The organism is Demequina sp., assembly GCF_016278765.1.
In the GTDB taxonomy this organism is placed as follows: domain Bacteria; phylum Actinomycetota; class Actinomycetes; order Actinomycetales; family Demequinaceae; genus Demequina.
Map to the genome: position 1 here is coordinate 1 of NZ_JADQBE010000062.1, position 23189 is coordinate 23189.

Below are 23189 nucleotides of genomic sequence, written 5' to 3' on the forward strand. Positions count from 1 at the left end.
GCGCGTCTCGTTCGCAATGAGAAGGTCAGGGGTTCGATTCCCCTCAGCTCCACCAAAACCCGCTTAGTCAAACCGTGGACCAAGGGAACGCCTTTTGAGGCCTTTTCCACTTGGCTCCCAGGTGCGATTGGCCCGTTCTTCGGAACGGGCCTTTTCGTTTGCCTGAGTGTAGCTACGGCGCCCGGGCCGAGCAGGTGGTTGAACGGTGGTGCGAGTTGTGGGCGAACCGAAGCGTCCGGGTTGACGAGGATGCGTACGAAGAAGGCCTGGTTGAAGAGCTTCTTGATGCGGTCCGGCGCAGTCGCGTAAGCGGTGCCGCACGACTGGGCGAGGTCGAGCGCGAGGCACAGGTTGGCCTCGATGCGCTGGTGATGTTCGGTGCCCGCGCCGAGCTTCTTCGCAGTGTCGTGCAGGCCTGCGGCGATGCGGTCCTGCTCGCGTCGCGCCGGTGGTGGAATGCGGAGCGGGCTTTCAGGTCGGACTTGGTCATGCGGAAGGATTGCTCGACGCGCCATGGGTCGTGGTAGGCGCCGATAACGTCACTGCCAGGTATGACGGACTGGGGCAGGTTCGTAACGTAGCTCTTGATACCCGCCAGTTGCCTCGCGCGGTCGATCGTGGCCTGATCGAGTTCCTTGACCGCCCCCGACGCTTTCAAGAAGCGTGCTTTGCGCATCGGGGTCGTGCCCGCAGCGATCTTCTCGGCCTTGGCGATCATGAGGTTGATGTTGCGGTCGTCGCGCTTGTTGCGTGTGAACGACCACTGGTACACGACCTTGCGCTGGCGAGCCGCCGGTCCGGTGCCCATCAGCCGGGTCGACTCGAGGATCTGCCCGTCAGCGAAGTGGTTACCGTGGGCGGTGAAATGCTCCTCAAGGTCGTAGGGGGCCTTCGTCAATCGCGACCCGACAACGAACGCGAGCCCCGCGTCCTCGAGTGCGTTCACATTGCTGGCGGACAGCATGCCCGCGTCGGCGGTAGAGCGTCACCGGGTCGATCTCGGCGACGATCCCGTGGTGGTAACTCGGAGACATCCCTCGACCGTATCGCCTACCTCAGTCGTCGGTGCGGGTCGCCGCCGGTGCGGTAGTGGTGCTGGAGGCTCTGCCCTCGGAGGCGCCGGCAGGGTTCACAGGGTCTTCGACGCGAAGGCGCCGGCGATCGTGTCGGGAGCTGAATTCCCGACTGTTGCGGTGGCGTCGAAGACGGCGGTGCCGGGTTCGAACGCGGCTCCCGAGGCGAGCGGGCCGGTGTGGATCGGCCGTAGGCCCAAGCTCGACAGGTAGTCCGCCACTGTGTCTCGGGCGGTGTCATGGTCGGTGGCGTACCGCATCGGAAGACCTGCGAGGTCGGTGAGGTCATCGAGGTCGTGGTAACCGAGTTGGTTCAGTGACTTCACCCAGAGCAGCCCGGGGTGCCCGGCCGCGATCGCCTCGGTCGTTCCCCGCCCGCCGAGATCCGGCGCCGGCCCGTCAACCGGCTCCCAATGGTTGGTCGGATCGATCACCACGGTCCCTCTCGGCAGCGGCAGGTCGACGGTGAGTGCGACGTGGAACGGCACCGCCAGCACCGCCAGGTCCACCGTTCCCCACTGTTGGGCAGGCAGAGCGACGGAACCCGGTGCCATCACCTCCACCACCAAGCCAGGGTCGCGGGTGCCGGGCCGGGTGGCCAGCAGCACCTCGTGCCCCGCCACGACGGAGCGCCTCGCGAGGGCGGTACCGAGTTTCCCAGCGCCGACGATCCCGACCTTCACGAGGTCACGCTCGAGGGCTCACGATCCGCGCGCGTCTCGGCCTTGACCACTGGCAGCACCTCGGTGAGGAAAAGCTCCAGGCTCGCATCGGCGGCGGATTCGGGCATGCCCGGGTCGAACTGACCGACGAAGCGGTCCGAACCTAGCAGCTCGTACTGGGTCAAGATCCCGTCGATCACCTGCTGCGGGCTGCCCACCAGCAGGCCCGCCTGGACCCACTGGTCATAGACGTGCCGCGGCATGCCACCGCGGAAGGCGGGGTGCAGTGACATGTAATGGGAGTAGTACGGGTAGAACTCATCCTGCGCGCGGCGCGAGTCCCTGCCGATGAACATGTGCCCCCCGGTCGCCAGCCGCAACATGTCGGGACTGTGCCCGGCGGACTCACCCGCTCGCCGGTACAGCTCCACCAGACGCACCCCCTGGTTGGCGCCGGTGAACAGTGACAGGAACATCGGCTGCCCGAGCGCTCCAGCCCGCACCGCACTCTGTGGGGTTCCGCCCACTCCGATCCAGATCGGCAGCCGCTCTTGCACCGGCCGGGGGCCCACGTGCAGGTCCCGCAGCGGGGTGCGGAACCGGCCTTGCCAAGGCCGGGTCGGGTCGTCCCGCAGCTGCATCAGTAGCAGCAGCTTCTCCTCGAACAGGTCGTCGTAATCCTGCACGTCATAGCCGAACAACGGGAACGACTCGGTGAACGCACCCCGTCCCACGGTGATCTCCGCCCGGCCGTGGGAAACCTGGTCCAAGGTGCCGAACTGCTCCATCACTCGCACCGGGTCCGTGGTGGAGAGCACGGTCACGGAAGTGGTCAATCGCAGCCGGGTGGTTCGGGCCGCCATCGCCGCGAGCACCACCTCCGGCGCGGACACTGCGAAGTCGGCGCGGTGATGCTCACCCAGGGCGAAGACGTCCAGCCCAGCTTGGTCCGCCGCCTCGGCCTGTCGCAACAGCGCGTCGAGCCGCCGGCCCACGACCTGCGTCGTCGTCTCGCCCGTCAGATCACCGAAAGAGTAAACTCCTAGTTCCATACCGCCAGGTTAGTATCCTTGTCATACTAGTTTCCAACTAGATACCAACCCCGCAGGCACAGACAACGATGGTAGAGGTCGATGAAGACGCACCACGAGGATCCCTGTCCGTTCGGCCCGGCCGTCGAGATCCTGTTGCCCCGATGGACCTCGCACATTCTCTGGGTCCTGAGCGAGCACGGCACTCTCCGGTTCTCCGAGATCCGCACCTTGATCCCGGGCATCACACCCAAGGTGCTGACCGAGCGGTTGCGCAAGCTCGAACGCGATGGACTCGTGGAACGTGGCTACTACGCCCAGGTGCCGCCTCGGGTGGAGTACACGACGACCCCACTGGCGGCGACCCTGCTGCCGACGTTCCGGGTGCTGGCGAGCTGGACCGACGAGCACCTTCCCGAGGTCGCCGCCGCTCGCCGCCGTTATGACGGCGCACAGGGATAGTCGGCCGCGGTCGAGTCGCGCACGGCTCAGCGCTCAGAGCGCCGCCCCGTCGAGCGCGAACAGGTCGTCCGCACCGGCCGTCGCGGGCCTGAGCAACCCGCCGCATGCCGGCAGCAACTGCTCGGCGTTTAACCGCGCCGTCACGAATTTCTCCTCGGCAAGAGCAGCGTCGCCGGTGGATGCCCCGGCCAGCGCCGCGCGGGCTCGCAGCCAGCCGCCGAGACACAGCCCCCACATTCGCAGGTAGGGCGTCGACCAGGCGAGCGCAGATGCGACTCCATCTCACGCACTGGGGTGCAGCGAGCCCCGACGTTCTGCTGCTGCACGGGAATGATCGGGGCCGGCGGGAGTTGGTGGCGAGTGGCGCAGCGGACCGCGGAGCGCGTTCACGGGGTTGTCGCTATGGACCTGCCCGGGCACGGTCTGTCTCCTGCGCATCCATCGCTCACGCTTGAGGATGTCGCGGCAAGCGCGGGACCGCCACAGCAGCTCGAACGTTCTGTAGCACCAGTACGCGACGCCGTCAGGGAGCTAGCTGGTCGACGGCGAGGCCTCCCTCGATGCGGCACGCACGCTGACCGCGTGGGCGAACGGGGTCGTTCTGATGGAACTCGCCAGCGCGTTCCGCCTGGGAGGCGATGTCGACGCCGCATGGGCGTGGGGACTCGAGGGCGTCGTCGCCTGCATTGGCGTTGGATGATCCCGTTATTCCCGAAAAGTTTGGTCTGCGGGACCAAGAATGACGCTTGGCCTCCATGCCACCATGGTGGTGCCCCGCGGACGCCATGGTCCATCTCGGTGTGTTCTTTTTATCCAAAGGAGGATAACGTGACGCAGAAGTACACGGCTCAGGACCTCGTGGGCGTTCTCGGAATCGTGCCCACGCCGGCAACAGCCGACGCGGGTCGTTGGGACGCGAAGAACACGGTCGACGTGGACGTGACCGCCTCCATGATCAGTCAGGTTGCCCCGGTCGTCGACGCCATCATGACGCTCGGTACGTTCGGCGAAGGCGCCACGGTCACCGATGATGAGGCCGTCACGTTCATGGAGATCGTCGTGTCTGCGAACGACGCCAAGGCACCGCTCTTCGCCGGCGCTACCACACTGAACACCCGCGACACCGTTCGGCGGGCGCGGATGCTCCTGGATCTCGGAGCCGACGGCTTGTTCCTCGGACGGCCGATGTGGTGCGAGATGGACGACGAATCGATCTTTCGGTTCTACTCGGACATCGCGGAGGCTCTCCCGGAGACTCCCGTAATCTTGTATGACAACCCATCGGCGTTCAAGGGCAAGATCTCGTCGGAGCTGTATGCGCGGCTCGCATCGATCCCCACACTCATCGGTGCGAAGTACACCTACCTCGGCCCCCAATACGCGGCGGATGTTGAGGCGTGCGGTGACAACATCCGATTGCTCCCCATGGACGCCGACTGGCTGGATGCTCACCAGCTCGGCGGTGAGCGTGTGGCGGCATGCTGGACCCCCAGCGCGGCCTGCGGCACCGCGCCCCTCGAGCGGCTGCGCGAGGCGATGACATCCTCCGATTGGCTCGCCGCTGACGCGATCAGCCAGGACATGAAGCAGGCGTACTCGACCCTCATGCCTGACGGTGACTTCTCGATGTTCTCGAGGTACAACATCCCCCTCGACAAGGCGCGCATCGCCGCAGCCGGCGTCATCGACCCTGGTCCGGCCCGCGCGCCGTACCAGACGGCGCCCCAGTCATATCTCGACGGCGCGGTCGAAGTGGGACGCCGGTGGGCCGAGTTGCAGCGGAGGTACGCCGCCCCCCGTGGAACCGCGGCAACAAGCTAGCGGTCTGCATACAGAGTCTTTCACTCAGTCCCGTTACAACCCGAGCGACAAAGTCTTTCACTCAGTCCCGTTACAACCCGAGCGACAAAGCCGTCGCCGTAAGAAAGGAACCCCATGTCCACCCATGAATCGGTCCTGACCTCTTTAGAACCAGCAGCACCGCCCCGAAAGACCGGGCGCACCGTCGTGGCCACGGCGGTCGGCACCGCCATGGAGATGTACGACTTCGTGCTCTATGGAACCGCGGCCGCCCTTGTATTCGGCCCGTTGTTCTTTCCGCAGGTAGACCCCATCATCGGAACGCTGGCATCGCTGGCGACGTTCGGGGTGGGCTTCGTCGCCCGGCCGCTCGGCGGCGTGATCTTCGGCAACCTCGGTGACCGGATCGGCCGCAAACGTGTGCTGATCATCACGATGATGGGGATGGGCATCTTCTCCACCGTGATCGGATTGCTGCCGACTTATGAGACGATCGGCATCTGGGCGCCGATCCTTCTGGTGGTGCTGCGCCTCCTCCAGGGAGTCGCGATGGGCGGCGAGCAAGGTGGCGCGTTCGTGATGGCTGCCGAATCCGGTGGCCAAGGCTCGGCGCGGCGCGGCTTCCTGGCCGCGTGGCCCGCGGTGGGCATGGCTGGCGGACTTGTACTTGCCACCCTCATCTTCGGCGCGTTCACCGGAGCGCTCGATGACGCTGCGTTCCTGTCGTGGGGATGGCGAGTTCCGTTCCTGATCAGCCTGGTGCTGGTCGGCATCGGCCTGGCAGTGCGTCTGGGTGTGCCGGAGACCAGCGTATTCGAAGCTGTCAAGCGTGAGAACCGCCGAGCGAAGGCTCCGATGCTCGAGGTCATTCGCAGCTATTGGCGCCAGATTCTGCTGGTGATCGGCATGAAGTCGGGTGAGACGGCGGCGTTCTTCCTCATCGCGATCTTCTCCGTTTCGTATGGGAGTCAAACTCTCGGCCTCGCCCGCGGCGATATCCTTAACGCCGTTCTTGTGGCCGCTGTCGTGGAGATGCTGACATTGCCGCTGTGGGGTGCCCTGTCCGACCGAGTCGGACGCCGTCCCGTGATGATCTTAGGTGCCGCGTTCCTGCTGGTGTTCGCCGCTCCGTTCTTCATGCTCTTGAATACGACGTCCCTGCCGCTGGTCTACCTGGCGCTGATCCTTGCCATGGGGTTGGGTCACGCACCGCTCGCGGCTCCGGTCGGCGCGTTCTTCGCGGAACTCTTCCCGACTCGGGTCCGGCTCAGCGGCGTCTCCCTCGGAGTGCAGCTCACGGCTATGCTCGCAGGAGGATTCACGCCACTGATCGCGACCGCACTGCTGGCCACCTTCGGCAACTTCTGGCCGATCGCCATCTACATCGGGGCCCTCGCACTGATCTCGCTGGTCTCCGTCCTCTTGACGCGCGAGACGTTCAGGTCTGGCGAGTTGCCTGTCGAGTGACCTGACCACTGTTCGGCATCGCTGTAGAAGAAAGGACACGGATGATGGACGACACGAATCCGAAACTGAGCGAAGAGGGACTGCAGGAGTTCATGCAGGAACTGGACCGCATGCACCACCGAGACGACCAGCACGTCGTCGAACCAAATCTCGTCACCCACTCCGGGGACGCGTACTGGCTGAAGGGGGTGACCGACAACCCTTCCCATCTCGGCCTGCTGCGTCATCTGCCGATGAAGACTGTTGAGTTCATCCTGCAGGTGATCCCCGCAGACAGCGCGACCGACCTGCAGCGCCATGTCCACGAGTCGGTGCACTACGTCACGGACGGAAGTGGTTGGTCGGAGATCGGCGACCAGGTCGTCGAGTGGAAGAAGGGCGACTTCATCTTCACGCCGCCATGGGTCTGGCATCGGCACTATTCGCGTTCGGAGGACGTGCATATCATCATCATCGAGAACTCCAGGCTGCTGAACACGCTCGATGCTGGGCTTCGCGAGAGCCGCGGCAACGTCAGTTTCGCTGACGAGTTCGGCGCTCAGGAGTAGGTGAATGCGACCGTGAATGGCGGTCACGAGTACGATGACGTGATGAAGCCGAGTCACACCGTTGTGAGCGAAGTGTCGCAGCCGTTCGCTTGGGTACTGGAATTGTCCGGCGTCCCTTCACCCAGCGAACTGCCTGACAACACATACCGAGTGGCCCGTGAACACCTCGGTCCCGGACCGGTGCAGTGGGCCACTCGCAAAGCGGCGAGCGTCGCGGATCTGATGGTCAGCAGCGATCCCTCCCTCGCTCCCTTCGGTAAGGCGCTTCGGTCCCCGACGGAAGCCCTGTTCGTGAACACCCTGCTCCAACTCGTGGACCCAGGCCTCAGCCGCGCTGCACAGCCAGCGCTGCTGCAGTTGGCACAGGATGCGCTCAATGACGGCGCGACGCTCGCCGCGGTGCTGCGAGCGCTCAATCAAGCGCAAGCCAGCATCACGGACGCACTTCTCCATGAGTGCGGGCGACTGATTCCGTCCGGCGATCAGGGCACGATCATGCGGTCGCTCGTGGGCGAGGTCGTCGGCACTCACAATCGCCTCGCGGTTGCGATTGCCGACATGCAAGCCGCCGCGGATGACACCGGTCGGTTCGTGCATGGCACCGAGTCGGCGGTGCTCACCGCGCTCCTCAGCGGGCACGGGCGACCGGAACGGTTCGAACAGGTCACTCGATATCCGCTCGACCGCATCCATGTGGCTGCCGTCGCGTTCAGCAAGGTGCGCGAGCCCGGAAAACTCACGACCACGACCGTTCGGGCCCTCGAGAGCATGGGGTGCGGTCAGATCTTCAAGGTGATGATCGCACCGAACGTGCTCTGGGCGTGGGGCAGCGTGCGCACCGCGGACGAGCTCGACCTAGAGCCGCCGACGCAGTGCAACGGATGGACACTGGCTGTCGGCCTGCCCGGGAAGGGGACCGCCGGCTTCATCGCCAGTCATGAAGAGGCGCTAGCTCTGCAACGAGTCGCCACGATGGCAGGGTGGCGCAACCTCGGGCGAATCCTCCCCTATGAGCGGTATGGGGCGGTCGCAGAACTCGCGGCCCGGCCGGAGCGTCTGCAGAGATTCCTGGAGGTGCAACTCGGCGGTCTGCTCGGCGCCGGCGGCCGCGAGACCGACCTGCGCAGCACCATGCTCGAGTACTTGAATGTCAACCGCAGCCAGTATGAGGCGGCGCGCCGGCTGCATGTGTCGAAAAACACTGTGAGCTACCGGCTCCGGCGCGCCGAGGAGATGCTCGGCCGGGACCTCGGCACGGACCTGAGTCCACTCCATACGGCCTTGCTTGCAACCGACCTGCTCGGCGCGGGCACGAGTGCTCGAGCAACGGTGCCATAGGTCACTCGTCTTCCGCCCCCAGGCGTCGTCCCGATGCGAAGACGGACCATGCGAAGCACGTCCTCGCCCAGGAGGATCACGTAGAGCTCGTCCTCGCGGCGTGCGGTTATTGGGGGGGTCGACTGAGCCCCCTGGCAACGAAGCTGTGTCAGGCATCACCGATGGACCCAATCGAGGGGCGATGCCATCGAGAGCGAGCTTGTCGGTGTAGGCCAGCGAGACGTATCGAGAGCCAGCATCCGAATCCGCCCGCAGCTGCTGCGGGCGGATCGGGTGGCCCTTGTCGCGGCGAACCCCCGAAGCCCGAGAGCGGGCATCGCCCGGTCGATCGCGCCTCTGGGTGCGTCGGGGTCGTGGTGGTGGCGACCCCACCGATGTGCAGGTTCTCGCTGTCGCGCAGGATGCGCAGCGTCTCCTGCTCCACGACGAAGGCACCGACCCGCAGCCACAGGATGCGGTAGAGCGTCACCGGGTCGATCTCGGCGACGATCCCGTGGTGGTAACTCGGAGACATCCCTCGACCGTATCGCCTACCTCAGTCGTCGGTGCCGGGTTCGAACGCGGCTCCCGAGGCGAGCGGGCCGGTGTGGTCGTCGAGGTCGTGGTAACCGAGTTGGTTCAGTGATTTCACCCAGAGCAGCCCGGGGTGCCCGGCCTCGATCGCCTCGGTCGTTCCCCGCCCGCCGAGATCCGGCGCCGTCAGCACCGCCAGGTCCACCGTTGGGTAGGCAGAGCGACGTGCCCCCTCCACGACGGAGCGCTTCGCGAGGGCGGCACCGAGTTTCCCAGCGCCGACGATCCCGACCTTCACGCGGTCACGCTCGAGGGCTCACGATCCGCCCGCGTCTCGGCCTTGACCACTGGCACACGTATCCCCAGAAGATCGGGTCATCGTGGCTGTCCAGGAAGTCCAGGAAGTCCAGGAGACTCTGGACATTCTTGGTAGGCCGCTTATCGCGATACTCGTGAAACCGGAGGTTCCGGTCTCGCCAGTACAGACTCCATTGGCCCGTGGACGCGGTGTAGCGAAGGCGTGCGACGGGAAACCGGGTCCAGTCGCCGCGACCGTCCCACGGCGGGCGGGTCTCGACAATGGTGACGTGGCGGTCCGTGATGTCGCACTCCACCCGGAGTTGGTCCCAAAGGTGCGCTGGTACGCGTTCACGGCACCATCGTCCGATGCGCAGCAGGTCAGTTTCGGGGATCGCCATGACTCGTATTCTGACATCGCCCGACCCGTGAACACGCGCGGAGGCCGGCCCGCCGTGTCGTGGTGCGCCGATAGTCTCGGGGAGGTGGCCACAGGTGCCGCCGAGGGAGGCGTGGAGGATGACGGGCGATCAGCAGCGAGCCGAGCTTCATAAGACGATCTGGCGCATCGCGAACGACCTCCGTGGCAGCGTGGACGGCTGGGACTTCAAGACGTACGTGCTGGGCATGCTGTTCTACCGGTTCATTTCCGAGAACCTCACGGCGTACCTCAACGCCCATGAACACGATGCTGGCAGGGCCGATTTTGACTACACGCGCCTTCCCGACGCCGATGCCGAGTTTGGCCGCAAGGAGACGGTGGAGGAGAAGGGCTTCTACATCCTCCCGTCGGAGCTGTTCCAGAACGTGCGCCGCGCAGCACCGCGGGACGTGAACCTCAACGAGACCCTGGAGCGGGTGTTCAAGAACATCGAGGGCTCGGCCGTGGGCGCCGACAGCGAGGACGACCTCAAGGGGCTATTCGACGACCTGGACGTGAACAGTTCCAAGCTGGGCAACACGGTCGCCAGGCGCAACGAGAAGCTCGTGAAGCTGCTGGATGCCATTGGGGACCTGCCGCTGGGCAACTTTGGCGACAACTCGATCGACCTCTTTGGTGACGCCTACGAGTATCTGATGCAGATGTACGCCTCCCAGGCAGGTAAGTCCGGCGGCGAGTACTACACGCCGCAAGAGGTGTCGGAGGTGCTGGCGAAGATTGCCGTCGCGGGCAGGAGCCGGGTCAACAAGGTCTACGACCCGGCGTGCGGTTCGGGCTCGTTGCTGCTGAAGTTCGCCAAGGTGCTCGGCAAGGAGAACGTCGGCGGGTTCTTCGGTCAGGAGATCAACCTGACCACCTACAACCTTGCGCGCATCAACATGTTCCTGCATGACGTGAACTACGAGAAGTTCAGCCTCGCCCACGGCGACACCCTCACGGACCCGCAGCATTGGGACGACGAACCGTTCGAGGCGATCGTGTCCAACCCGCCCTACTCGATCAAATGGGACGGCGACGCGAACCCGCTGCTCATCAATGACGAGCGCTATGCGCCCGCCGGGGTGCTCGCGCCCAAGTCCAAGGCGGACCTCGCGTTCACGATGCACATCCTGTCGTGGCTGGCGGTCAACGGCACCGCCGCGATTGTCGAGTTCCCCGGTGTGCTGTATCGAGGGGGAGCGGAGGCAAAGATCCGCAAGTACCTCATCGACAACAACTACGTGGACGCGGTGATCCAGCTGCCACCGGACCTGTTCTTTGGCACCACCATCGCCACCTGCATCATCGTGCTCAAGAAGTCCAAGCCCGACAACGCGGTGCTGTTCCTTGATGCCTCGGCCGAGTTCAAGCGGCACGGCAACAAGAACAAACTCATGCCGCTCGATCAGCAGCACATTCTCGACACCCTGCTGGACCGTGCCGACGTCGATTACGTCGCGCGGCTGGTGCCCAACGAGGACCTCGCCGCGAACGACTACAACATTGCCGTTTCCTCCTACGTCCAGCAGGAGGACACTCGCGAGGTGGTCGACATCGTCGAACTCAATACTGAGATCGCCCGCATCGTCGCACGGCAGGCCGAATTGCGCGCCTCGATCGACGCGATCGTCGCGGACCTGGAGGGGAGAGCGCTTCATGACTGATCGGAAGCGCAACCCAGTGGGCAAGCAAGTGGGGGCCGCGCGTTCGTCGGCTGCCGAGTATTTGACGTTCGTGGCAGCGACGGGTGATCAGCCAGAGTCAGTAGAGATGCGGTATGAGGACCAGGATATCTGGCTGACGCAGAAGATGATGGCGACGCTGTACGGCGTCAGTGTGCCTGCGGTGAATCAACACCTCAAGCGTCTCATCGCGGACGGTGAGATCGAGGAGGTGGCAGTTATTAAGCAGTACTTAACAACTGCCACGGACGGTAAGCGCTACAAGGCGAAGCATTACAGTTTGCGGGCCATTATCGCTGTTGGCTTCAAGATTGAGAACGAGCGTGCTGTCCAGTTTCGAAAGTGGGCGAACCAGATCGTCAAGGAGTACACGATCAAGGGTTTCGCGATGGACGACGAGCGCCTCAAACACGGTGGCACGATCCTGACCGACGACTACTTCGCTGAGCAACTTCAACGGGTCAGAGAGATCCGGGTCTCGGAGCGTCGCTTCTATCAGAAGGTTACCGATGTGTACGCCACGGCGATCGATTACGACCCCACCGCATCCACCTCAAAGCGTTTCTTCGCGACCGTGCAGAACAAATTTCACTGGGCGATCCACGGGCACACTGCGGCCGAGGTAATCCTGAACCGTGCAGAATCGGAGAAGGCACACATGGGCTTGACGACGTGGATGGACGCCCCCGACGGCAAGATTCAGAAGTTCGATGCCGTGGTCGCCAAAAACTACCTCACTGAGCATGAGATGGCCCAACTGTCGCGCCTGGTGTCGGCCTATCTCGACATCGCCGAGGACATGGCGCTGCGCAAGTTGCCGATGACCATGCAGGACTGGGAGGTCAGGCTAAACCGCTTCCTGGAGGCCACCGACCGCGAGGTGCTGCAGGATGCTGGCAAAGTCGCCGCCGAGATCGCGCATGCCCATGCCGAGAGCGAGTTCGAAAAGTACCGCATCACTCAGGATCGCCTCTTCCGCAGTGACTTCGATCGCTTTCTCGAACTGCCCAAGGTCGACGAGGGGGAGCCGTCATGAGCCGCCTCGATGAGTTGATCGCGGAGCACTGCCCTGACGGCGTAGCGCACAGGCCGCTTGGAGACGTCGGCGAGTTCATTCGCGGCAATGGCCTACAGAAGTCCGATCTCACCGACGAGGGCGCGCCTGCTATTCACTATGGTCAGCTTCATACCCATTACGGCGTCTGGACTGACACAACGAAGTCTTTCACTACGCCGGCCTTGGCTACGAAACTTCGACGCGCCAGGCCTGGCGACCTCATCATCGTTACGACTAGTGAGGACGACGCTGCGGTCGCGAAGGCCACGGCATGGATTGGTGACGGCGAAGTCGCCGTGAGCGGCGATGCCTACATCTATCGCCACTCTCTCGATCCGCGGTACGTTGCGTACTACTTCCAGTCGGATCAGTTCCAGGGACAGAAGACGCGTCATGTCTCGGGGACCAAGGTTCGTAGAATCTCGGGGACCTCCCTTGCAAAGATTCACATTCCGGTGCCGCCTCTCGAGGTGCAACGGGAGATCGTGCGAATACTGGATCAGTTCACTGCGCTGGAAGCGGAGCTGGAGGCGGAGCTGGAAGTTCGAACGCGCCAGTACGAGCACTACCGGGCCAGAGCGTTTGACTTTCCATCGGACATCAGAGTCCGTTGGTCAACGCTCGGCGAAGTGAGTGCCAAGGTCTCATCAGGCGGAACGCCGTCATCGGGGCGCGACGCATACTACGGCGGCGAGATCCCGTGGCTACGCACGCAAGAGGTCGACTTCGGTCTGATCCATTCGACTGGTCTGAGCATCACCGAAGAGGGGCTCCGCAACTCGTCAGCGAAGTGGATTCCCGGGCATTGTGTGATTGTGGCAATGTATGGCGCGACGGCGGCCAAGGTCGCCATCAACGAGATCCCGTTGACCACGAATCAGGCATGTTGCAATTTGCAGATCGACCCGGAGCAAGCGGACTATCGGTATGTCTTTTACTGGGTGGCGAGTCAGTACGAACGACTGAAGTCTCTCGGAGAGGGCTCGCAATCGAACCTCAATGCCAAGAAGGTGCGGAGCTTCACAATCCCGTTGCCTTCATTGGACGAGCAACTGCGCGTGGTCTCGCTTCTGTCGAAGTTCGATGCGCTCGTGAACGACCTCACCGTCGGCCTTCCAGCCGAACTCGCCGCGCGTCGCAAGCAGTACGAGTACTACCGCGACAAGTTGCTCACCTTTGAGGAGGCCACCCCTTGAGCGGCAAGCACATTGAATTGTTCTTGGTCGACGGTGTTCCCGGTGGCATCACGACCGCCGAGATCGCGGGGTGGACCGGGCACGTCCTCTCCGGACCACGCTCCGACATTGCCGACGTGCTGGCACGCAGCGAGGCCCAACGCAACGGCGCATACTTTCTGCTCGGCGACGACGCCGAGGCGCTGGGAGGCACCCGCTGCTACATCGGCCGCACAGAGAGTTTCTCGGGGCGCTTCCGCGACCACCGAGCCAACAAGGATTTCTGGGACCGCGTCGTCATCATCACCTCGAAGGACGAGTCGTTCAACGAAGGCCACTGGGGATACCTCGAGTCGAGACTCGTGGACCTGGCGAAGCGGGCGCAACGGGTCGATGTTGTCAACGACCAGAGCCCGCAACTTCGCAAACTCTCCGAGGCGCAAATATCAGACGTGGAGGCATTCCTTGCGCACCTCCACATCGTGTTGCCGGTGCTCGGCGTCAACGCCGTCCGCGAGCGCACCCAGACAGCCATCGCACCTGCTGTGGCGGCGTCACCTTCTCCGATCTTCCGCTTGCGGAACGCGAAAGCGGGCGTGGACGCCCAAGCGCAAGTCAACGGCGAAGAGTTCACCGTCCTCGCGGGCTCACGCGTCGTCGGAGCATGGACCGCAACCGGCAACGCCGCGAGCACGCGCCGCGCCTACGACTCCTACCGTGCGCAACACGACAAACTCGTGGCGGACGGTTCCATCGCCGTCGAGGGCCACATCGGTCGCCTCACACGTGACGTGGCATTCACGTCCCCGTCGACCGCGGGCGCGGTGGCGATGGGGCGCTCCTGCAACGGACGCATCGAGTGGCAATGGGACGACGGCACCTACGGCGAGTGGGAAGAGCGAGGGCTGTCATGACTGTCGAACATCAGCATGACTCGCACGACGGTCGCCTTTGGGAGAGCTAAAGGTGCTTGCGAATCCACCAGTTGAACCTTGCGAATTCACCACATGCCGACTGCACATCCACCAATCACAGCGCAGTCTCGAGTCATGCCCGTGATGATTCCACGCCACATCGAACCGCGAGTCCCCGTGCCGCCTTTCGAGGTACAGCGGGAGATCGTGCGAATCATGTGTCACTTCACTCAGATGGAAGCACGCCGTCGCCAGTACGAGTACCACCGCGACAAGTTGCTGACCTTCAGGGAGTTCGCGGCATGAACATTGACTATCGGTATAGCCGAGAATATTATCGGTTATATGAGAACTGAGGCGCCTCTGCTTGCACCGGTCTTTCGATCGGATGGACAAGCGCGCCTGCTCGCTGAACTCCTGCTTACGGGAGACGAGTTGAGCATCACCGATCTCGCCAGAAGGGCGCATCTCGCGTATCCCACCGCATGGGACGAGGTGCAACGACTGCGTAGCGCCGGGATTCTCGTCGACCGCTCAGTGGGCCGCACCAAGCTGATCCGAGCCAACCACCAAAGCCCGCTGGTCGCGCCGCTGCGACAAATCCTGCTCGTCGCCACCGGACCCGTGGTGCTGCTCGCCGACGAACTCGCTCAGATTCCCGGGATCACATCGGCCTTCCTCTACGGCTCGTTTGCCGCCAGGGCGCAAGGAGTCGATGGCCCGCCGCCCAGCGACATTGACCTGATGGTGGTGGGATCCCCCGAAGCGGAGCAGATCTACAGCGCATGCGATCGAGTGAGCGACGCGGTGGGTAGGCCCGTCAATCCCACCATCCTGAGCCGCGACGAGTTTGCCGCAGAGTCCGGATTCCTCCGCGACATCGCCAGCAAGCCGACAGTTCCCATCATGGGGGACTTGCCATGGGGTTGACACCCCTCACACCGGATCAGCAGTCTGCGGCTGCGGCTCTCGTGGCGGCCCGCCGAATCGATGCCGTGGCGCCAGACTATCCACGCGCCAACGCGTTCGTCGCCCGCGCGGCGGCCGCGATAGCCGATGCCGAGAACCTCACGCACGCGCACACGATCTACAACGTCGCCTACGACGCGTGCCACGACGTCGGTGAAGGCGTTCTCTCCGCCTACGGATACCGCACCGTCTCTGGCCCCGGGCAACACGAGGCCGTAGGGCGATTCCTCAAAGTGGTCTTCAACGCCCCGCCAGCCGCGCACGCCGCGACACGGTTTGACCAACTCCGGCGGGCACGAAACGCCAATCGCTACGAGGCAACACCGGTCGGTCTGGGCCAGGCCGAGCGGGCCAAAGCGGTGGCGCTAGCGCTCATCGCGGCCGCACGAGCGCGGGGAGTCGGCCAGTGACCGAATCCACCGCCCGCAAGTACGACCCCATCGCCGTGTCCGCAGGCCTACGAGTACGTAGCGGTGACGTCCGAAGCCCAACTTGTCGCGAACCTTCGCGTTGACGGTGCCATCGGCGTCAGGGGTGTGAGTGCGACGCACGGAAGGTGCACTCCACAAGAGTCCGGCTTTGCGCTCCACAAATCACCTGTTTTAGTCTCCACAAATCGCCGATTTTATGCTAGCGTCGTCACGTGAAGTACGCCCCGCGTGTGATCGATGCCGTGGTGGAGCACGCCTTGTCCATCGCGGGTGCGGTGCTGCTTGAGGGCGTGCGTGCATGCGGCAAGACCGCGACCGGACTGCACCACAGCAGGAGCGCGGTGCGCCTCGACACCGATGACCAAGCACGAGCAATGGCCGCACTCGAACCCACGCTCGTCCTCGCCGGTGAATCCCCGCGGCTCATCGACGAGTGGCAACTCGAGCCAAAACTCTGGAACCACGTGCGTCGAGCCGTCGACGAGACTGCTCAGCGAGGGCAGTTCCTCCTTGCGGGATCGGCAACCCCCACCGACGACGTCACCCGCCACTCCGGCGCCGGGCGAATCCTCCGTGTGCGCATGCGACCCATGTCGCTATCGGAATCCGGCCACTCGAACGCAAAGGTGTCGCTCGCGGCAGTTCTCGCGGGGACGGTCATCGAGGGCGCAAAGTCGGAACTCGGAGTCCACGACATCGCCGAGCGCATCTGCGTTGGCGGATGGCCCGGCCATCAAACACAAACTCCAGACAGCGCTCAGCAGATTCTCCGCTCCTACCTTGACGACGTTGCCCGCGCCGATGTCCCACTCGTACAGCCGTCAACGCGCAGGCGGGACCCCGTTCGCCTACGGCGCCTCATGACGTCCTACTCGCGGCATGTCGCCACATCGGCCTCGCTCGAGACGATCACCAGGGACACCGCAGAACCCGGATCGCGTGAGCTCAACACGGACACGGCGCGCCAATATATTGACCTTCTCAAGCGCGTCATGGTGATCGAAGAACAGCCGAGTTGGGCGGCCCACCTCCGCTCGCGAGACACCGTGCGCAAGGCCGCCGTAAGGCACTTCGTCGACCCGTCACTCGCCGTCGCGGCACTCGGCGCAAGTGTCGAGCGCCTGATGCGAGACCCTCGCACGCTGGGGCTACTGTTCGAATCGCTCGTGATCCGTGATCTTCGTGTCTACGCACAAGCGCTCAACGCAGAAGTACTCCACTATCGCGACAGCGCCGGAGTGGAGGCCGACGCGATTATCCAGTTAAGGGATGGGCGCTGGGCAATGGTGGAGGTAAAGCTTGGAGAATCGCAGGCAGATGCGGCGGCAGCATCGTTGACCACGCTCGCGGGAAAGGTCGACACATCCGCGGTGGGCCCGCCCGTCGCACGCATGATTGTCACCGGCGGCCAATACGCTTACACACGGCCGGACGGCGTGATCGTCGTTCCGCTCGGATGCTTAGGCCCGTGAGGACGGTGCAACCATGACCGACGCCCCGCCGCTTCGCTACGACCCCATTGCCGTGTCCGCGGAGAGCACGGTCGTTGCCGAGTACGTGCCCGACGCCATGTCCGAGGCGGCCTATCAATCCGAGTCCGCGCTCGAACAGGAACTGATCCGCCTCCTGGGGTCCCAGGCGTATGAGTACGTGGCCGTCACCTCTGAGGCCCAGTTGGTCACGAATCTTCGCGTTCAACTCGAAACCTTGAACGGCATCGTCTTTACGGACGGGGAGTGGGAGACGTTCTTCTCCGACAAGATCGCCAGCAAAAACGACGGCATCGTCGAGAAGTCCATCCGTGTCCAGGAAGACCACGTCCAGATCCTCAAGCGCGACGACGGCTCTACGAAGAACGTCACTTTGCTCGATAAGCAGAACATCCACAACAACCGGCTCCAAGTGATCAACCAGTACGAGATTGATCAAGACGAGGGCGCGACCTATGCGAACCGTTACGACGTCACCGTGCTGGTCAACGGCCTGCCGATGGTGCACATCGAACTCAAGCGCCGCGGCGTGGACATCCGCGAGGCATTCAACCAGATCGACCGATACCAACGGGACAGCTTCTGGGCGGGTTCCGGCCTCTTCGAGTACGTGCAACTGTTCGTCATCAGCAACGGCACGCTCACCAAGTACTACTCCAACACGGTGCGGTTCCAGCACCTCAAGGAGGCGCGCAAGCCCGGCCGGGGTCGGAAGTCCTCGAACAGTTTCGAGTTCACCTCGTGGTGGGCGGACGCCCAGAACAAGCCGATCAAGGACCTCACCGCATTCGCGAAGACGTTCCTCGCCAAGCACACGCTGCTGAGCGTCCTCACCCGCTACTGCGTGCTCACCGCTGACCGGCAACTGCTAGTGATGCGGCCGTACCAGATCGTCGCGACCGAGCGGATCCTGCAGCGAATCGACATCTCCACGAACTACAAGCGGCTGGGCACCACGGCGGCCGGCGGGTACGTGTGGCACACCACCGGCTCGGGCAAGACGCTCACGTCATTCAAGACCGCGCAGCTCGCCTCCAAGCTGCCGAGCGTGGACAAGGTGCTGTTCGTCGTGGACCGCAAGGACCTCGACTACCAGACCATGCGGGAGTACGACCGCTTCCAGAAGGGTGCCGCGAACTCCAACACGTCGACGGCGGTGCTGAAGAAGCAACTCGAGAACCCGAACACGCGCATCATCATCACGACCATCCAGAAGCTGTCAAACTTCATCGCCGCCAACAAGGGCCACCAGATCTACTCCGGGCACATCGTGCTGATCTTTGACGAGTGCCACCGCAGCCAGTTTGGGGACATGCACTCCGCGATCACCAAGGCGTTCAAGAAGTACCACCTCTTCGGTTTCACCGGCACGCCGATCTTCGCTGTCAACGCTGGTTCGGGTGGCAACCCGCAGCTCAAGACTACCGAGCAGGCCTTCGGCGACAAGCTCCACACGTACACGATCGTGGACGCCATCACCGACAGGAACGTGCTGCCGTTCCGCATCGACTACGTCAACACCGTGCGCGTCGGCACGGTCAAAGATGCGCAGGTCTCGGCGATCGACACGGAGAAGGCGCTGCTGGCGCCGGAGCGCATCGGCGAGATTGTGAAGTACACGCTGGAGCACTTCGACCAGAAGACCAAGCGTGCCTCCAACTACGAGCACTCGGTGGTCACCAACGTGGTCGCATCCACGCGGGGGCGCCGTCAGGCGGAGGCCATGCGCGAGCGCAAGCGGGTGCGCGGCTTCAACGCCATCTTCGCTTGCAGCTCGATCGATGCGGCACGCCTGTACTACAACCACTTCCAGGCGCAGCAGTGGGACGTGCCCGAGGACCGCCGTCTCAAGATCGGCCTGATCTACTCCTACGGGGCGAACGATGCCACCGAAGACGGCATCTTGGATGATGAGGCCTTTGACGCCGACGGGCTCGGCCAAGTCTCCCGAGACTTCCTGGAAGACGCCATCCAGGACTACAACGACATCTTTGGCACCAGCTACGACACCAGCGCGGACAAGTTCCAGAACTACTACAAGGACCTCTCCCAGCGGCTGAAGAACCGCGAACTGGATCTGGTGATCGTGGTCAACATGTTCCTCACCGGCTTCGACGCGACCACGCTGAACACCTTGTTCGTGGACAAGAACCTGCGCGCGCACGGCCTGATCCAGGCGTACTCGCGCACCAACCGCATCCTCAACTCCGTGAAGACTTACGGCAACATCGTCGCGTTCCGCGACCTCGAAGACGAGACCAACAAGGCGCTCGAACTGTTCGGCAACAAGGAAGCCCGCGGCGTTGTGCTGCTCAAGCCATACGGCGACTACTACGCCGACTATGCCCAGCAGGTCACCGAACTGCTCGACCGGTTCCCCCTGGGTCAGCCAATTGTTGGCGAGGCAGCGCAGAAGGACTTCATCGCCCTCTTCGGTGCGATCCTGCGCCTGCAGAACATCCTGACCTCGTTCGACGAGTTCGCTGGCAACGAGATCCTCGACGCCCGACAAGGGCAGGATTACCGCAGCGTCTACCTGGACCTCTACGCGCAGTTCCGGGGAGTCGGCGAGGCCGACAAGGAATCGATCACCGACGACGTGGTCTTTGAGATCGAGCTCATCAAGCAAGTCGAAATCAACGTCGACTACATCCTCATGCTGGTCGAGAGGTTCCGTACTTCCCACGGTGACGGCGATGACAAGGAACTCCGCGCCGAGATCGCCCGGGCCGTCGATGCCAGCCCGTCGCTACGCAACAAGCGAGACCTCATCGAGGACTTCGTCAGGCGCATCTCCGTCAGTGGAGCCATCGATGACGAATGGCAAGCCTTCATCGCTGCGAAGCGCGAGGCGGAACTGGACGCGATCATCGCTTCCGAGGGCCTGCGTGCTGGCGCAGCGCGCGAGTTCATTGAGACCGCCTTCCGCGACGGCGCACTGCGCACCACGGGTACGGCGATCACTAAGGTGCTGCCGCCAGCGTCGCGCTTCGACCCAGACGGCGCGCATGGTGCCAAGAAGCAGCGTGTGATCGAAAAGCTCGGGGCGTACTTCGAGAGGTTCTTTGGGCTCTCGGCAGACAGCAGGAGGTAGAGATGAGGTCTTGGTTCGTCGCAGCGCTCCAGTGGCTCGGCCTAGTTGTTCTGCTGTTGCTGGCGGTCGCCATCGTGTTGCATGTCGCAGATGCATTCCCTTGGACGGTGGACTGGGATGTTTGGACCGTACTTACGGCATTCGGGACCATCGGTGCGACTCTGGTTGCGTTGACACTTGCCGTTCGAAGCTGGATCGGCGACCGAAAGTCGACGGCCCGACTTGTCTCTACATGGGTGACCGATGACTACCAGCCACGCGAGCACGGCTCGTCTTACAGGCGTGTTGTGCAACTGCACATTTCGAATGAGTCGAATGAGCCAGTTTTCGAGGCAATGGCCAATGTGCATATCGGACGCCACCAAACGCCTCTCGGTCCACTCGCAGCACCCGCACCAATCATTGTGCTGCCGCCTCGCCGCGAGCTCGTATTCAACATCTCGGTGCCGCTCCTGGCGCACGACGATAGCTGGCAGCCTCGGGCTACGCTCGAGTTCTCGGACTCTCGAGGACACCGCTGGTTGCGGAACTTGACCGGTGAGCTCCAAGATCTACGGTCCGGGGTTGTGCGTTGGTCAAAGTCGTCGCAGGAAGGAGACGAACGGCAACTAGGAAGCCAAGAGACGCTGTTCAACCCGATGCTCGTGGCAATACTGTTCCTCAGACTGCTTCGAGACGAGAGCGCCGAAGCAGACGCCCTCTCATTACTCCTGGCACCAGAGGCGTCGAGGTGGCAAGGGGTGGACTGGGCGAAGCTTCGCGAGGATCTCGCCAGCTATCAGCCGACTTCGATGGTCGACTACCCCGCATCCCGTATTGCTCGTGTCAAGCTTTCGGGCGACACGTCGCTCGAGGGGAAGACCGTCGAAGGTCATGGTGCGCCTCTTGAACTCCACAAGCCGATGTTCATGACTCTGATTCTCGACCCGCACGCTGGTTGGCGCGTGTTCGGTATTGGCGACCACGTCCCCCCGGATGCGATTCACTTCGAAGGCTCGCTGAACGAGGACATCGAGCCAACCCGTCGCGGGAGCAAGGTGGAAGATGACTGAATCTGATTTCGACGGTGCAGCCGAGCGCTTGGCGCAGGCGAGTCAGCGAGCCGCGAGTCTCGCCAATGGTGATGAGCCGTGGACCGTCATCTGCGACGAATGGCACCGTGAGCACGACGCTAATGGCGGCAGATTCGTTGCGTTCGCAGATCCTTCAATCAGGGATGAGGTCCTGGAGAACAGCAGTTGGGATCTAATGAAGGGACACGGCGGGCCAGGATTCGCTCAACACCACGAGAACGGTGAGTGGGTGACTACCTACGAACGCAACTCTGAGGGGCCGCACCTTGAGCCCCTCCTGATTCTCCAGGATTTCTGGGGCGTCGTACCGAGTCCCTACCTTGTTTCGCAGGAATTCGTGCTTCTAATGCACCTTTGGGAAGACAAGGCGACCGGCAACTACTACGAAGTTCGGGATGACGGATCAAGAGAACTGGCCATCGTCGTAGATGGAGAGCAGATCCGGATCAGAACTCCCCTGCTCCGGCGCTACCAGGCCGCGCGGCAACTCGATCTCATCCTGTTCACCGACTCAATCGTCCACGTCAAGACGGATGAGAAGGAAGATGCGTTCGAGTGTTTGAATGAGGCGCAGCACGTAGTTGCAGGATCCAACCAGGTGTCGCTCTACGTAGGCGACATCCGCATGGGTGACGGTGGGCTGTTCTCGCGCCTCATGGTCAAGCGCGTGCTCCCGCCGCCACCGCGGGAGACAAGCGGCATCTGGCCGTGGGACCGCGAAGACGAGGTCTACCCGGAGTTCATCATCGGCGAGGACAACAATGGCCGACCTGTTCGTTTCACCTGCGAGGAAAAGAATCTTGCGAACTACTTCGGCGCTAACCCTGATGCGCCGCACTACCTGACGCCTGTGTTCTTCAAGCGGGAGGTGCTCCAGCGCTACTACGACAACCCGACGCTCTACTCGATCAGCGAGGGGACACTGAGTTGCGCGGGCCTCTGGGGTGTCCAGATCGACAATGATAACCCGGACCATGTCATGGTCTTCCTTGGAGACCTCGGCCGTGATGTCCCAAACTCCGAGCGGACCCACTGGCTCGCGCACAACGTCGTGCCGGCAGGGCGCCAAATGAGCGAGACAACGTTTCGACGATCATTCCTGGCGCAATGGGCGGCAACCACGAATCCCGAGCACATGTTCAAGCAGACTTACAAGTCGCACCGCGAGGCATGGAAGCAGACGTGGGGTTGGGACCTGTACCGTAAGCCAACCGGAGCAGACGCCCAACTCATCCAGCGGCTGCGAATCCCAATCAATGACAGTGACGGTGAGTTCGAGGCGCAAATTCTGAACCTCGCGAAACTCCTCGTGGACTTGCTGAACGAGCGCCAACTCGTTTTCGATTTGCCGCCCGTTGACAACGAGAGGGGCATTTCCAAGTTCGAACGCTTCTTGACGAGCGTGGGCTTCGCAAATGTCGTGCCCGTAGCGGCTCTCCTGCGTCGCATCCAGACCCTTCGATCTAGACTTGCGGCTCACACCTCAGGAGCGGACGGCCAGGCGTGGCTAGCGAAGGAACTCAACGGACTCACGAAGCCAGAGTTCGTCAAGATGCTCATGGGAGAAGCCAAACAGATGCTCGACGAACTCGCACAATTTGAGCCGCCGACGTCGGCGGACAGTGCGGGTCCTCGCGACTAGGGCGTGTCTCTGAAGTCATGCGAGCCAGAGTATGATCGCGGCGAGGACGA

The 23189-nt window shown here is 63.1% G+C and carries 23 protein-coding genes and 2 pseudogenes; 18 read left to right on the forward strand and 7 right to left on the reverse strand.

Translation table 11 applies throughout. The annotated features are described in order from the left end of the window. Positions 1-172: 172 nt before the first annotated feature. From QZZ29_RS12805 to QZZ29_RS10290, 3 genes are all read right to left on the reverse strand, one after another. The gene (locus QZZ29_RS12805) at positions 173-964 is read right to left on the reverse strand and encodes a hypothetical protein (RefSeq protein WP_366479443.1); all 792 of its coding nucleotides are present in this window, start codon (positions 962-964) and stop codon (positions 173-175) included. A gap of 165 nt (positions 965-1129) precedes the next feature. Further along, positions 1130-1756 carry an NAD(P)-binding domain-containing protein gene (locus tag QZZ29_RS10285; RefSeq protein ID WP_291383022.1) on the reverse strand — a complete coding sequence of 209 codons (627 nt, stop codon included), beginning with the start codon at positions 1754-1756 and terminating at the stop codon, positions 1130-1132. Then, the gene (locus QZZ29_RS10290; RefSeq protein WP_291383024.1) at positions 1753-2787 is read right to left on the reverse strand and encodes an LLM class flavin-dependent oxidoreductase; all 1035 of its coding nucleotides are present in this window, start codon (positions 2785-2787) and stop codon (positions 1753-1755) included. Before QZZ29_RS10290 ends, QZZ29_RS10285 begins: the two co-directional genes overlap by 4 nt. 81 nt (positions 2788-2868) lie before the next feature. Between QZZ29_RS10290 and QZZ29_RS10295 the strand changes: the two genes are divergently transcribed. Beyond that, positions 2869-3228, forward strand: coding sequence for a helix-turn-helix domain-containing protein (locus tag QZZ29_RS10295; protein WP_291383025.1), 360 nt, complete (start codon positions 2869-2871; stop codon positions 3226-3228). Positions 3229-3261: 33 nt separating this feature from the next. On the opposite strand, the pseudogene QZZ29_RS10300 reads toward QZZ29_RS10295, so the two are convergent. Then, positions 3262-3489, reverse strand: a pseudogene (locus QZZ29_RS10300) (acyl-CoA dehydrogenase C-terminal domain-containing protein); the annotation flags it as partial. A gap of 33 nt (positions 3490-3522) precedes the next feature. Between QZZ29_RS10300 and QZZ29_RS12810 the strand changes: the two are divergent. The 6 genes and pseudogenes from QZZ29_RS12810 to QZZ29_RS10320 form a co-directional block, all read left to right on the forward strand. Next, positions 3523-3681, forward strand: a pseudogene (locus QZZ29_RS12810) (alpha/beta fold hydrolase); the annotation flags it as partial. A 148-nt stretch (positions 3682-3829) separates the two neighbouring features. Further along, positions 3830-3928, forward strand: a complete 99-nt coding sequence (locus QZZ29_RS12815) for a hypothetical protein (protein WP_366479451.1) — start codon at positions 3830-3832, stop codon at positions 3926-3928. Between the two features lie 128 nt (positions 3929-4056). Further along, entirely contained in the window at positions 4057-5049 is a 993-nt protein-coding gene (locus tag QZZ29_RS10305; RefSeq protein WP_291383027.1) for a dihydrodipicolinate synthase family protein, read from the forward strand. 114 nt (positions 5050-5163) lie between these two features. Beyond that, positions 5164-6495, forward strand: coding sequence for an MFS transporter (locus QZZ29_RS10310; RefSeq protein WP_291383029.1), 1332 nt, complete (start codon positions 5164-5166; stop codon positions 6493-6495). A 41-nt stretch (positions 6496-6536) separates the two neighbouring features. Then, complete coding sequence (locus QZZ29_RS10315; protein WP_291383031.1) at positions 6537-7043, forward strand: cupin domain-containing protein; 507 nt, start codon at positions 6537-6539, stop codon at positions 7041-7043. 42 nt (positions 7044-7085) lie between these two features. Then, a complete protein-coding gene (locus QZZ29_RS10320) occupies positions 7086-8381 on the forward strand; it encodes a PucR family transcriptional regulator (protein ID WP_291383033.1) in 1296 nt (431 codons plus the stop codon). Between the two features lie 148 nt (positions 8382-8529). On the opposite strand, the gene QZZ29_RS10325 is transcribed toward QZZ29_RS10320, so the two are convergent. Genes QZZ29_RS10325 through QZZ29_RS10335 form a run of 3 tightly spaced genes read right to left on the reverse strand, consistent with a single transcriptional unit; the run spans position 8530 to position 9592 of the window. Then, entirely contained in the window at positions 8530-8895 is a 366-nt protein-coding gene (locus tag QZZ29_RS10325) for a hypothetical protein (protein WP_291383035.1), read from the reverse strand. 21 nt (positions 8896-8916) lie between these two features. Further along, complete coding sequence (locus tag QZZ29_RS10330) at positions 8917-9192, reverse strand: hypothetical protein (RefSeq protein WP_291383037.1); 276 nt, start codon at positions 9190-9192, stop codon at positions 8917-8919. 4 nt (positions 9193-9196) lie between these two features. Continuing rightward, positions 9197-9592, reverse strand: coding sequence for a DUF3024 domain-containing protein (locus tag QZZ29_RS10335; RefSeq protein WP_291383039.1), 396 nt, complete (start codon positions 9590-9592; stop codon positions 9197-9199). 118 nt (positions 9593-9710) lie between these two features. Here QZZ29_RS10335 and QZZ29_RS10340 point away from each other — a divergent pair, with 118 nt between their 5' ends. The 11 genes from QZZ29_RS10340 to QZZ29_RS10390 all read left to right on the forward strand — a co-directional run bounded on the left by QZZ29_RS10340 (position 9711) and on the right by QZZ29_RS10390 (position 23139). Continuing rightward, positions 9711-11276 carry a type I restriction-modification system subunit M gene (locus QZZ29_RS10340; protein WP_291383040.1) on the forward strand — a complete coding sequence of 522 codons (1566 nt, stop codon included), beginning with the start codon at positions 9711-9713 and terminating at the stop codon, positions 11274-11276. Continuing rightward, the gene (locus QZZ29_RS10345; protein ID WP_291383042.1) at positions 11269-12330 is read left to right on the forward strand and encodes a virulence RhuM family protein; all 1062 of its coding nucleotides are present in this window, start codon (positions 11269-11271) and stop codon (positions 12328-12330) included. The genes QZZ29_RS10340 and QZZ29_RS10345 overlap by 8 nt, the downstream gene beginning before the upstream one ends. Continuing rightward, positions 12327-13547 carry a restriction endonuclease subunit S gene (locus QZZ29_RS10350; protein ID WP_291383044.1) on the forward strand — a complete coding sequence of 407 codons (1221 nt, stop codon included), beginning with the start codon at positions 12327-12329 and terminating at the stop codon, positions 13545-13547. The genes QZZ29_RS10345 and QZZ29_RS10350 overlap by 4 nt, the downstream gene beginning before the upstream one ends. Next, a complete protein-coding gene (locus QZZ29_RS10355; RefSeq protein ID WP_291383045.1) occupies positions 13544-14440 on the forward strand; it encodes a GIY-YIG nuclease family protein in 897 nt (298 codons plus the stop codon). Before QZZ29_RS10350 ends, QZZ29_RS10355 begins: the two co-directional genes overlap by 4 nt. Before the next feature lie 135 nt (positions 14441-14575). Beyond that, positions 14576-14746, forward strand: coding sequence for a hypothetical protein (locus QZZ29_RS10360; protein ID WP_291383047.1), 171 nt, complete (start codon positions 14576-14578; stop codon positions 14744-14746). A gap of 39 nt (positions 14747-14785) precedes the next feature. Further along, complete coding sequence (locus QZZ29_RS10365; protein ID WP_291383048.1) at positions 14786-15370, forward strand: ArsR family transcriptional regulator; 585 nt, start codon at positions 14786-14788, stop codon at positions 15368-15370. Continuing rightward, complete coding sequence (locus QZZ29_RS10370) at positions 15361-15819, forward strand: hypothetical protein (RefSeq protein ID WP_291383050.1); 459 nt, start codon at positions 15361-15363, stop codon at positions 15817-15819. The genes QZZ29_RS10365 and QZZ29_RS10370 overlap by 10 nt, the downstream gene beginning before the upstream one ends. Before the next feature lie 233 nt (positions 15820-16052). Beyond that, positions 16053-17312, forward strand: a complete 1260-nt coding sequence (locus QZZ29_RS10375; protein ID WP_291383052.1) for a DUF4143 domain-containing protein — start codon at positions 16053-16055, stop codon at positions 17310-17312. A 13-nt stretch (positions 17313-17325) separates the two neighbouring features. Next, positions 17326-20424 carry a type I restriction endonuclease subunit R gene (locus tag QZZ29_RS10380; RefSeq protein WP_291383054.1) on the forward strand — a complete coding sequence of 1033 codons (3099 nt, stop codon included), beginning with the start codon at positions 17326-17328 and terminating at the stop codon, positions 20422-20424. 2 nt (positions 20425-20426) lie between these two features. Further along, positions 20427-21476 (forward strand): hypothetical protein, encoded by a 1050-nt coding sequence (locus tag QZZ29_RS10385; RefSeq protein ID WP_291383055.1) that lies wholly within the window; start codon positions 20427-20429, stop codon positions 21474-21476. Continuing rightward, positions 21469-23139: a hypothetical protein gene (locus tag QZZ29_RS10390; RefSeq protein ID WP_291383057.1), complete on the forward strand. Its 1671-nt coding sequence runs from the start codon at positions 21469-21471 to the stop codon at positions 23137-23139. The genes QZZ29_RS10385 and QZZ29_RS10390 overlap by 8 nt, the downstream gene beginning before the upstream one ends. The last annotated feature ends 50 nt before the right edge of the window (positions 23140-23189 follow it).